Annotated in this window: 10 protein-coding genes; 3 read left to right on the plus strand and 7 right to left on the minus strand. The window is 30.9% G+C overall.

From position 1 onward, the window contains the following. Positions 1-5 precede the first annotated feature (5 nt). Positions 6-422, plus strand: a complete 417-nt coding sequence (locus ILT06_RS24815) for a hypothetical protein (RefSeq protein ID WP_222655628.1) — start codon at positions 6-8, stop codon at positions 420-422. Between the two features lie 58 nt (positions 423-480). Here ILT06_RS24815 and ILT06_RS24820 read toward each other — a convergent pair whose 3' ends face one another. The 5 genes from ILT06_RS24820 to ILT06_RS24840 form a co-directional block, all read right to left on the minus strand. Then, entirely contained in the window at positions 481-930 is a 450-nt protein-coding gene (locus tag ILT06_RS24820) for a GNAT family N-acetyltransferase (protein WP_064475545.1), read from the minus strand. A gap of 390 nt (positions 931-1,320) precedes the next feature. After that, a complete protein-coding gene (locus ILT06_RS24825) occupies positions 1,321-2,025 on the minus strand; it encodes an alpha/beta hydrolase (protein ID WP_154131823.1) in 705 nt (234 codons plus the stop codon). A 169-nt stretch (positions 2,026-2,194) separates the two neighbouring features. After that, on the minus strand, positions 2,195-3,574 hold the full coding sequence (locus tag ILT06_RS24830; RefSeq protein WP_064475546.1) for a 5'-methylthioadenosine/adenosylhomocysteine nucleosidase: 1,380 nt from the start codon (positions 3,572-3,574) through the stop codon (positions 2,195-2,197). 22 nt (positions 3,575-3,596) lie between these two features. Next, complete coding sequence (locus tag ILT06_RS24835; RefSeq protein WP_064475547.1) at positions 3,597-5,186, minus strand: M3 family metallopeptidase; 1,590 nt, start codon at positions 5,184-5,186, stop codon at positions 3,597-3,599. Between the two features lie 116 nt (positions 5,187-5,302). Next, on the minus strand, positions 5,303-6,571 hold the full coding sequence (locus tag ILT06_RS24840; RefSeq protein ID WP_064475548.1) for an APC family permease: 1,269 nt from the start codon (positions 6,569-6,571) through the stop codon (positions 5,303-5,305). 142 nt (positions 6,572-6,713) lie between these two features. On the opposite strand from ILT06_RS24840, the gene ILT06_RS24845 reads away from it, so the two are divergent. Continuing rightward, positions 6,714-7,148 carry an Lrp/AsnC family transcriptional regulator gene (locus ILT06_RS24845; protein ID WP_000357671.1) on the plus strand — a complete coding sequence of 145 codons (435 nt, stop codon included), beginning with the start codon at positions 6,714-6,716 and terminating at the stop codon, positions 7,146-7,148. Positions 7,149-7,181: 33 nt separating this feature from the next. Here the strand turns inward: ILT06_RS24845 and ILT06_RS24850 are convergent, their stop codons facing one another. Continuing rightward, positions 7,182-8,042, minus strand: a complete 861-nt coding sequence (locus tag ILT06_RS24850) for a DegV family protein (RefSeq protein WP_000538283.1) — start codon at positions 8,040-8,042, stop codon at positions 7,182-7,184. Positions 8,043-8,876: 834 nt separating this feature from the next. Here ILT06_RS24850 and ILT06_RS24855 point away from each other — a divergent pair. Beyond that, positions 8,877-9,308, plus strand: a complete 432-nt coding sequence (locus tag ILT06_RS24855; RefSeq protein WP_064475549.1) for a GNAT family N-acetyltransferase — start codon at positions 8,877-8,879, stop codon at positions 9,306-9,308. Positions 9,309-9,605: 297 nt separating this feature from the next. Here the strand turns inward: ILT06_RS24855 and ILT06_RS24860 are convergent. After that, positions 9,606-10,405: BC_2427 family protein (locus ILT06_RS24860; RefSeq protein WP_222655629.1), on the minus strand; the 800-nt coding region annotated here is incomplete at its 5' end.

The raw sequence follows: 10,405 nt of genomic DNA on the forward strand, positions 1-10,405 counted from the left end.
GTACTATGATTAAAAAAATCGGGTTCATTACTCTTCTTTGTTTCTTATTATCAACAAATGTGTTAGCAAATACAAATCAACAAATTGAAGTGTTTGATTGTCAAAAAGAAATGGTCGTTCAAAAACAATCTTTAGATCCAGCTATCCAAAAAGAAGCTGTTCAATATGCTAAATCCATTACTGGCCCGTTCAAAAACTTAAACGTCGTTCCAAAAGATGGTCACATGATAAAGATCCCTTTATCTAAACCAGTTTCTATTACAAATCAATGGTTACATACAACAATTGATGAAGTACTAATTCTTCTACCGCTTAATCAAAAGCCTTATATTATGCTTTACGATGATGAAAACAACCCGCATTTTTATTATGTGAAAGGTGATCCTGTATTACTATTGAAACAAATGAATGTTAAAACATAATTGATTAGCAAAAAGAGACTTCATAAGCTTATTTTTCGAAGCTGGGGTCTCTTTTTTACTAATATAATACTTTATAGTGACTAAATCCTTTATATACTTCCCCCTTCACAAATCCATTTACAGTATAAAACGCATCGCCTTGCTTTGTATCTGTATGTAAAACAACCACTTTAAAATACTTTTCCGAATGAGATAATAGCCGGTTTAATAACAAGTTCCCTAGCCCTACACGACGATAGTCCTTTGAAATATAAAATCTCCTTACCCTACCAATCTTATTGTTTTCTGTATATGGATCCTCATTTAGCCCTCCTATTCCAATTAACTTTTCCCCTTGAAAAATCCCAAATAAGCATTCACCATTTTTATTAAATGTGTTTATTTTATTTTCATATTCACTTATTAGTTTTATTAGGAAATAAAACCCTTCGTCTTTGCTTTCTTGAACAAGGTAATCGTGTTCGTATATCATTAAATCTTCTATTTGTTGAATATGTATATCTTTCAAGTGATTTCCCCCTTAATTTGAAAATACATAAAAATGCTCAAGAATCATTTATTCTGAGCATTTTTATGGTTGTTACTTTATTCAATTCGTAACATGCGTATTCTTCACTTCAGATGTAAATCGATAATATAGTTGTTTTATTTTATTATGAAAATATAAGAGCCTTGCTACACTCTAGTGTGTGGTAAAGCTCTTTAAAGTTATTTAATTTCTATACATATAAAGATATTTGTACTCAAAAAATCATTAATAAAGTTGTTTAATTCTTATTGAACTAAGGCAATTGTTTGTTTAAGTGAATACTTTTACATTTATAATGTCTCTCAAATATAATATTAGTTTATATATTCACTATTCTTCTCTAACAGGTTCATGATAAATTATAATTTGTTAATCGATATGTTTGTGTAACCACTGTTCAAATATCTTGAACTGTTCTTCAGTATGAAAATAATGTTCACCTGTCTCCATGACTTCTAATTTACAACGATGTTTTTTTGTAAAATAGTTAATAGTTTCAAATTCGCACAGTTCATCCTTGGATCCGTACATAATATATGTATCTGTATTCCATGTATTAATAGGATGTTCTTTTACATAACATAAATAATCCCAATATAACTTTTGACCAATCGGTGTCTCTATAGTCATTTCTTTTTGCAAAAGCTCTGGTGTTACATTAAACCATTTCATCATATTTTCGATAATTCGTTCCATATTAACTACTGGTGATAAAAATAATGCCTTTTCTATCACATCATTTTGATAAGCTAAAAGGCTAAAATAAGCTCCTATACTACATGCAAACACGCTTACTTCTTTCCAATGTTCTTTTGCGTAATTCATAATTATAGATAATTCACTAACACAAAACTGTACTTTGCAAGGAGTATTATCATTTTTTCTGTCTCCATGCTCAGGTAAATCAAAGCTTAATACTTGATAACCTTTTTGATTAGCTTCTTCAGCTAATATTTGAATAACTGCATCTTCCTTATTTGATATATTTCCATGTACTGCAATAAAAACTCTTTCACTTTTATCTCCCCACAAAACCGCGGGAATATTACTAATGTTAAAATTATCTTTCAGCATATTTCCTCCGTGGAATAAGATATATAGGAATTGGCAAAAAACTGCACACACTTAATAATCCTCTACTCAGTTTTTAAAAAAATCAAACTATTACTAATTTATCACAAATGATTCTACTCCGTTCGTGGAAGAAGGATTTTTAAAATATTATATGATTTGTTAAATGACTTTATAATCTCTGCACAGTAGGCAATATCCCCTTTAGCTCCATTAAATCATCTATTACTAAATCCGCCTGCGCAAGTTCATCTTCTTGTGCAAAATCAAAATTACATCCAATCGCAATCAAGCCATTATCTTTAGCTGCGTTTATATCAGATAAACGGTCCCCAACTACCGCTGCTTCTTTTATCTCATATTTGTTCAAAATACTTTTTACTAAGTCACTTTTATTAAGTGAGTTTATTTGTTCAATACTAAACGTTTCAGTAACCCACTGGTCTAAAGAATAATAAGATACGATTGCTCGTAAATATTCAGTTAAACCATTACTAGCAATATATATTGAACAATTATTTTCTTTTATGTATGTAAAAACTTCTTTTACGTTCGGATATAAAGCACCTTTTCCACTCTTAATGTTTTCAATTAGTCTTTCTAAAAAATATGCATCTGTTTGTTCTCTTACTTTAAGAGAATGATGCGGTAATAAAGCTTCCCAAACTTTCGGTAATGGCACACCCATAATTTCACGATATTTTTCAATAGGTGTTACCGTATCCCATAACTGTAATGATCTTAAGTGATCAAATGTATCATCTAACGATAATTCTAAAATTTTATCTGTCTGAAATAACGTTCCGTCCATATCAAAAATTAATGCTTGTAACATGTCATTCTCTCCTTTTGAACTATAAGTATTACTCGATATATTTTTCAGCATCTCCACGATAATTTCTGAACAATAATTTGCGGCAGTTTTCGCGAAGTCATCATAGGAAACTTGCGCTTCATCGTCTGCACTGTCAGAAATACATCTTATAACGAGAAACGGTACTTCATTTATGTAAGCAACATGTCCAATTGCTGCACCTTCCATTTCTGTACAATGCGGCGCATATTCGTCTATTAATTTCGCTTTTAGTTTTGAATCTTCAACAAAACATTCACCGCTGACAATTCTTCCTTCATGAACCTCTATATGTAAACTACTACTATTGCATGCTGTACGTGCTAACTCTATTAATTCCTTACTTGCATTAAATTCTTCTTGGAACGGGAATAAGTTTTTCATTTGAGTTTTACTTACATCATGATGGGTAACATTCGTTGAAATAACTACATCACCAACTTTTACACCCGGGTGTAATCCGCCAGCAATACCCGTATTGATAATAGCATCTACATGAAATTTATGAATTAATGTTTGCGTACATGCGGCTGCATTTACTTTTCCTACACCACATCTTGTAATAATCACTTCAGTTCCCATGAATTCGCCAATGTAAAAAGGCATTCCCGCAATCGTCTGTTCCTCTTGTATAGCTAGTTTTTCTAAAAGTAAGTCTATTTCAATTTGCATTGCTCCGATAATGCCGATTCTGTTCATGTATCTTGTCCCCTTTTTCACTCTAAATAAGCCTCAAATATTCATCAATATCTTTAGAAATTTGTCTAAAAGCTTTATCCCAGAACGCATAACCTGTTATATCTATTTCAAAATGTTTTTTCATAAGCTCTTCCACTGGAGCTTTTCCTGTTTCTCGTAAAAACTCTTTATATTTCGAATGAAAAGTACTTTTACTTTCTTGAGCTATTTCTAATAAACTAAAACTAGCTAAATACCCAAATGTGTATGGATAATTATAAAAAGGAACATCTACAATATAAAATTGAACATATTTCATCCAAACAAACGGCTGATATTCTGATAATGCATTCCCGTATGCTTTTTCTTGCGCTGCTATAGATAATCTCTCGATTTCATCAGCACTTAAAGGACCTTCTTTACATTTTTCATAAAAATTCTTCTCAAATTCAAATGATGCTCGAATTGCCATTACATAATTACAACAGTTTCTTATTTTCCAACTAAGCAATGACTTTTTCATATCTATACTATCTGTTGTTTGAATTAGATAGTTTATAAGCACGGTTTCAAAGAATATAGACGCCGATTCAGCCGTACTCATTGGCAAATAATCATCTAAAAAAGAAGAGGATTGCTCAAAACTCATATTATAAAAGTGCCAAGCATGTCCTAGTTCGTGTGCAAGTACTCTTACACTATCAATACTTCCGTCATAACGCATAGAGATCCGTGATTCTTTTTCACCGAAGAAAGGAGCACAAAAGCCACCTGGTGGTTTATTCTCTCTCGGTTCCGCATCTACCCATCCATTCTCTATTGCATTCCGTGCAAATTCTGCTAATTCTTTATCTATATTTTCAAACGCATCGTATATGCTTTGAAGTGCTACTGAAAAAGGGATATTAACCTCATTATTTTCCTTTACTGTCATAAGTTCATGCCATGTAATTGAAGATTCCCCCTTCTTATACACGTTTAAAGCACTTACTAATGTATCAAGATTTTCTTCTGTCGCATTCCACATTTGTAATAATACAGTTTCAGAAATACCATTCGCATGTAGAGATTGAGTTAAAATCACTCTATCTTCTAATTCATTACTCTTTGTATTGCGTAATCTCCCTATTTGATTTAAGACAGTAGCGAAGATTTCTTTTTCCTTATGTAAGGCACTTGTTAATAACTCGAATACTTCTAATCTTTCCTTTTCATTATCACTATTCATTTCAATATTATTTGCTTGGCCAAATGATAATTGCTTATTATCGTGCTCTATTTCTATTTTATTCCTTAATTGTATGTACATATTTTCCCATGCGTTAAGTTCATCTTTTATTAACCTAGTATTAATATTATCGGAAGTTTCCACTTCACTTTTTTGTATTACTTGCTGCACTTCTCTTTTCAGATTTTTTACTGTAGCAGTCAATATGGTAAGATCAGATGAAACACTTTCTTCAGCTGATCGGCAATACAAAAAGTATTCTGCTTTTTCAATAGCTTGTATAAGTTTTGAAAGAATCGCTACATCTTTTGTCGCATAATATTGTTCTTTCAGCCCCAATATTGGAGTTAGAATATCCTCAATCGGATACAATCGATCTAAATCCCACTTAGCAATTTCATTCACTTTTATAGCCGCCTCCTATTTTTACAAATAGTTACAGATGTTTCTCCCCACACAATTATAAACGAAATGTAAAAATTTTAATATCTTTAAATATTTCGATTTATACAAACACATTCTTATTTATATTCTTTTCTTCTGCTACTGAAACGCACATAACATAAACATATGAATGCTACGGCTACTGGAATCAGTATTACTCCTCCAATAAAAGGATAAACTACTATACAACATGTAAAAGCTACTATAGAAAAAATTTTACCTAACCTATTCTTTATTAATTTCATTCCAGAAGCAGTACCTACTATGTATGTAACAATCCCTAACGAATTCGGTATTAAAACAATTTTATCTATACTAATATGGAAAACGAAACTTATTAACAAACCTATTATTGCAATACAACCTACAACTTTTACTGCATTTGTTGGTGTTTCTCTTTTTTTATTAATATGTGCTAAATAACGCGGTGCAACTTCTTCTTTTCCTAGTGAATAACCTAGGCGCCCCATACTTGCGATAAATGCATTTGTCGTCCCTAAACAAATGATAAAAGCTACAAATCCAATTATCCATGAAAATTGGCCGCCTAATGTTTGCTTGATTACAAGCACGAGAGCTGTCGTATTATCAGTATTTATATGATAAGATTTCGTTCCAATTACTGATAATGCAATACCAATATATAAAACTCCAATAATAACGATCGCAAATCCCGTAGATAAAATAATATTTCTTTTTCTAGGTGTTTTAAATTCTGGAGCCAAACTTGCAATGGCTTCCCAGCCGAAAAAAGACCAAAAAATTAATAAAGATGCATCTAAAATCGAATTTATTTTTTGCATAGAAATATATACATTTATATTTTTCATTTCAATATAAGGTAGTGAGCTAATAATCGTTACAATTAAAATAAAGAAAGTTAATACACCAATACACACTTGAAACCAACCACTCATTTTTAACCCGTATAAATTAAAACCAATTGAAATACTTAAAATAATAAGCGCTATAACGTAAGAGAAATATGGTGATAAAGCAAACACTCTCACTATATACATTCCACCAGTCATTGAGACTACGATTTGACCAACACTACCCGCAATAAAAAAACACCATCCTATAATAGCACCTATATTTTTACCGAAAGCTTTTTCTGCAAACGTGGCAATTCCACCTGCACTTGAGTACTCAATCGATAAAAAAGCGAACGTAAATGCAAGTGGAATACTAAGTAATATCATAACAAGCCAAGAAACAATCGCATTCCCTTCTGCTACACTCGCGGTCATACCAGGTAATATAAGGATTCCCGATCCTAAAACTGCTCCGACATATAAGGCTGTTCCCCTTTTAATAGAAATTGTTTCGTCAAAATGATTAGACATTACAAGCACCTCCATTTATATTTTAATTATAGAAAGTTATCAGTCTATTCAATATACAAAAGTGTATGTAATTTAACTTAAGGTTTTATATTATGTATTTGTTTAAGAAATTTACTTTCAATTTTGCAAAGGAGTATAATTCATGGATAAAATTGACAAGAAAATAACCCTATTGCTACAAGAAGATGCCAGAATGACAATTACAGAAATGACTGAGCACTTACACCTCAGCCGCCCTAGTGTTACCGAAAGACTAAAGAGATTACAAGATGCAGGAATAATTGAGAAATATACCGCACGGATATCATTAGATGCAGTTGGAAAATCAATTCAAGCATTTTTAAGAATTGAAAATCTAAAGATTCCTTGTAAAAAATTTGAGGAGAAAATCTACGAAGAATATAGAATACTCGAATGTCATCGAGTAACAGGTGAAAGTAGCTATTACTTAAAAGTAGCAGTTCACTCTATGAAAGAATTAGAGGAATTAATTGATATCGTTATTCCGTTTGGCACGGTGAAAACTTCGATGATATTATCTTCACCGATACCATATAGACCGATTATTACAGATTAATAAGAAAAAAGGATTGATCAAAAGACCAATCCTTTACTCTACCTCATTTAAGAAGAACAATGTTAACGCACCAGGTCCTGTATGCGCACCGATTGCTGCTCCAATTGTATTTACAATAAATACTTCACAACCAAATCTTTCCGTAATTAATGTTTTTAAAGCCTCAGCTGTTTCTAAGTCATCACCGTGAGTCATAGCGATTGTTTGACCTTTAAGGTCTTTTCCGCGCTCTTCCATAATATCTACAATTCGGCCAAGTACTTTCTTTTTCCCTCGTACTTTTTCAAGTGGTACAAGCTTTCCTTCTTCCACGTTTAAGATTGGCTTAATATTTAGTAAACCACCGATAAAACCAGCTACTTTACTTAAACGTCCACCTTTCACAAGGTACTGTAAATCAGCTACAGTGAAGATGTGCTCCATATGGTTCATTAGAAAATCAACACGTTTTAAAATATCTTCCTTTGATGCGCCGTCTTTTGCCATTTTAGCAGCTTCTAATACGACAAGCCCTTGACCAAGCGAAGCACATTTCGTATCGATAATTTCTAAATCTAAATCAGCATATGTTTCTTTCACTTCTTCTTTAATAACAACTGACGATTGATATGTACCAGACAGTTCAGATGAAAAAGCTAAATATATACAAGGATTACCTTCTTTTGCATAAGAAATAAATTTTTCTTGGAAAGTTTCAAGTGAAGGCAATGACGTTCTATAAACAGCGCCTTCTCTCATGTTTTGCAATAATGTAACTGACTCTAATGTAACTCCATCTAAATACTCTGTTTCTGCTTCATCATAAACACGGAGTGGAATTAAATCAATATCATATGCTTGCAGCAATTCTACCGGTAAATCCGCCGCACTATCCGTAATGATTTTAACACCCATTTTTAAACCTCTATTCTGTTATAAATATAAAAAATATAAAATAAAAATAGTACTTTTAAATTATATACGTAAAACTTAAATGAAGAAAGGAAAAGACTTTATATTGTATGCACTATTCTTCAAAACTTGAACTGTTATTAAAAATCATTCCATTTTAACCATTTTTTTATTGTTATTTTTTCTATAACACAAATAATTTTATGGGAATTTTACATAATTGCATTTAAATTATTTAATTTAGGATAATCTTTTCAAATTTATACTGTTTAAAATTTAAAAGCTAAATCCAATAAAGTAGTGCTTTGTTTTACTGAAAAGAGGTTGCGGAAACAACCGCCTATTTATTTGGAATAAAATAAATCTTTTATATAAAGGGTCCATAATTAAATACACTTAACTTCATATGATATATTGCATCCTTTCTTTTTAGAATGAGTAGTCATTACTGAAGGGCACTTTTCGAAGTGCTCTTATATTTAAATCCCTCTTCCTTTTCCCCTATTTCAAGAGGAGTTTTTGACCAAATCTTAATACGATTTGTATCACTCAGGCTGGCAATTACCACATTTCCTTAATAGTTTCAATTAATACAGTAGCTGCTAATTAAAATAACTCTATGATCTCTATACGCATAAACTAATTTTCATTTTGACTATGTAACACTAAATTCACAAGATTATTATCCTCTGTTTGGTGAAGCCATCATTTCAATACCAGTAAACCCATACCTTCAACTAATAACTTAAATAAATGTGCTATATCAAGGTTCTTTTGATATAGCATCTTATGTTTTATATAATGAAGATAGCGCTAATATTCCGAAGGAGGATGTATATGAGTATTCAATTGGCCACATCTAACGATTTAGAATGGATTAACAATCAATATGATTCAATAGGATTTGTACGAAGTGATTTAAAAAGTGATAAAGTTGCAATTATTACATACAACAACGAGTATGCAGGTATGGGTCGATTAGTCCAAATAGATGAAGATACTATAGAAATGGGCGGGATTTTTATTCTTCCTAAATTTAGAGGTCTACAATTAGCTAAGAAGCTCGTGTCATTCTTAATACAAACTGCGAAAACATTAGAAATACAAAACGTATATTGTCTTCCTTTTGAAGAACTCGAGAGTTTTTATAAAACATACGGCTTTACTGATGTTGATACAACGAAAGAAATTGTCCATCCAATTATTCTAAAAAAATATAATTGGTGTTTAGAAAATTATGATAAACATGTATTACTATTTAAATTGTGAGTCCTGTAAAAAAAGAAGTGAATACACTTTATTTTACACATCAGTTTATAACAAGTAATTATCAATGTTTTTTATTAAATTCTTAAATTAAACCACATATAATCCAAATTTTATATCTGTTTTTAATAAGTGTTAGTAAGTTTGTTTTCAAACATGTTAGCACTTATTTTTTTATAGACCTAAATAGATTCATATAATAAAGTAACTATCCCCGTTAGCAAAAATTAGTATTCATAAATATTACACTGAATTTATTGAGGAAAAACCATTTGTAGCATTTAGAGAATATATTCATTTTTATTTCATTCGTACTTGTACTTCCTGTTCTTGTATTACTTGAACGACTAATTCCAGTACAATATTTTGCATTAATTGATACATATTATTATGAAATGTACTTTGTTCTGATATGTATTCAATACATTGATAAATATAGCCTTCTACAAATAAGCTCCCTTTTTCAACTGTAAATGTATTTTGTCCATTTTTTATTACTTTTGGCACTAAGAATTCAGTTTTTGTCAAAACAATCTCCTGTTCCACCTCTTTTATTCCTATGACTTTTTCTTTAAATACAACTTTTTCTCGTAAAATAATTTCACCTTTATATTTTCCTATTTCTATTGGTAGCTTGGCTGTTATAACATTATTTATTTCTCCTTCATTTTCACCCTCTAATACTATGCTATGTATTGGGGTCCATGAAGATGTCTCTACCTTTTTCTCTTCAATATTCCCTATAACTTTTTTATTATATAATTCCATAAGCACTCTCTTTTCATGAAGATTAAAAGAAACTATTTCACAATAAGCCTCCGAATGATACTGTTGTACTGTAGTTAATAACTTAGAATCTAATTCACGCCTACCTACATCTTTTTCATTTTGAAAAACAAACGCTTCTTGATTTTTTATGTTTATTTTTGGAAATATTTTAAAACTTGACACTTCAGAAATAATAGAAAATGGTGTTTTCACTACCATTGAACGCACTGAAGATTCTAATTGTGATTCAGATGTTGCATTTTCTTTCTTTACTTCAGATACTTCTTCTTCTTTCTTTACTTCAGATACTTCCTCCTCTTTCTTTACTTCAG

This window comes from Bacillus sp. 17RED48 (assembly GCF_019837545.1).
Taxonomy (GTDB): domain Bacteria; phylum Bacillota; class Bacilli; order Bacillales; family Bacillaceae_G; genus Bacillus_A; species Bacillus_A wiedmannii.

Coding starts and splice junctions, on each gene's coding strand:
- ILT06_RS24815 (WP_222655628.1), top strand. CDS start 6: ATGATTAAAAAAATCGGGTTCATTACTCTTCTTTGTTTCTTATTATCA.
- ILT06_RS24825 (WP_154131823.1), bottom strand. CDS start 2,025: ATGCTGAAAGATAATTTTAACATTAGTAATATTCCCGCGGTTTTGTGG.
- ILT06_RS24830 (WP_064475546.1), bottom strand. CDS start 3,574: ATGAACAGAATCGGCATTATCGGAGCAATGCAAATTGAAATAGACTTA.
- ILT06_RS24840 (WP_064475548.1), bottom strand. CDS start 6,571: ATGTCTAATCATTTTGACGAAACAATTTCTATTAAAAGGGGAACAGCC.
- ILT06_RS24845 (WP_000357671.1), top strand. CDS start 6,714: ATGGATAAAATTGACAAGAAAATAACCCTATTGCTACAAGAAGATGCC.
- ILT06_RS24850 (WP_000538283.1), bottom strand. CDS start 8,042: ATGGGTGTTAAAATCATTACGGATAGTGCGGCGGATTTACCGGTAGAA.
- ILT06_RS24855 (WP_064475549.1), top strand. CDS start 8,877: ATGAGTATTCAATTGGCCACATCTAACGATTTAGAATGGATTAACAAT.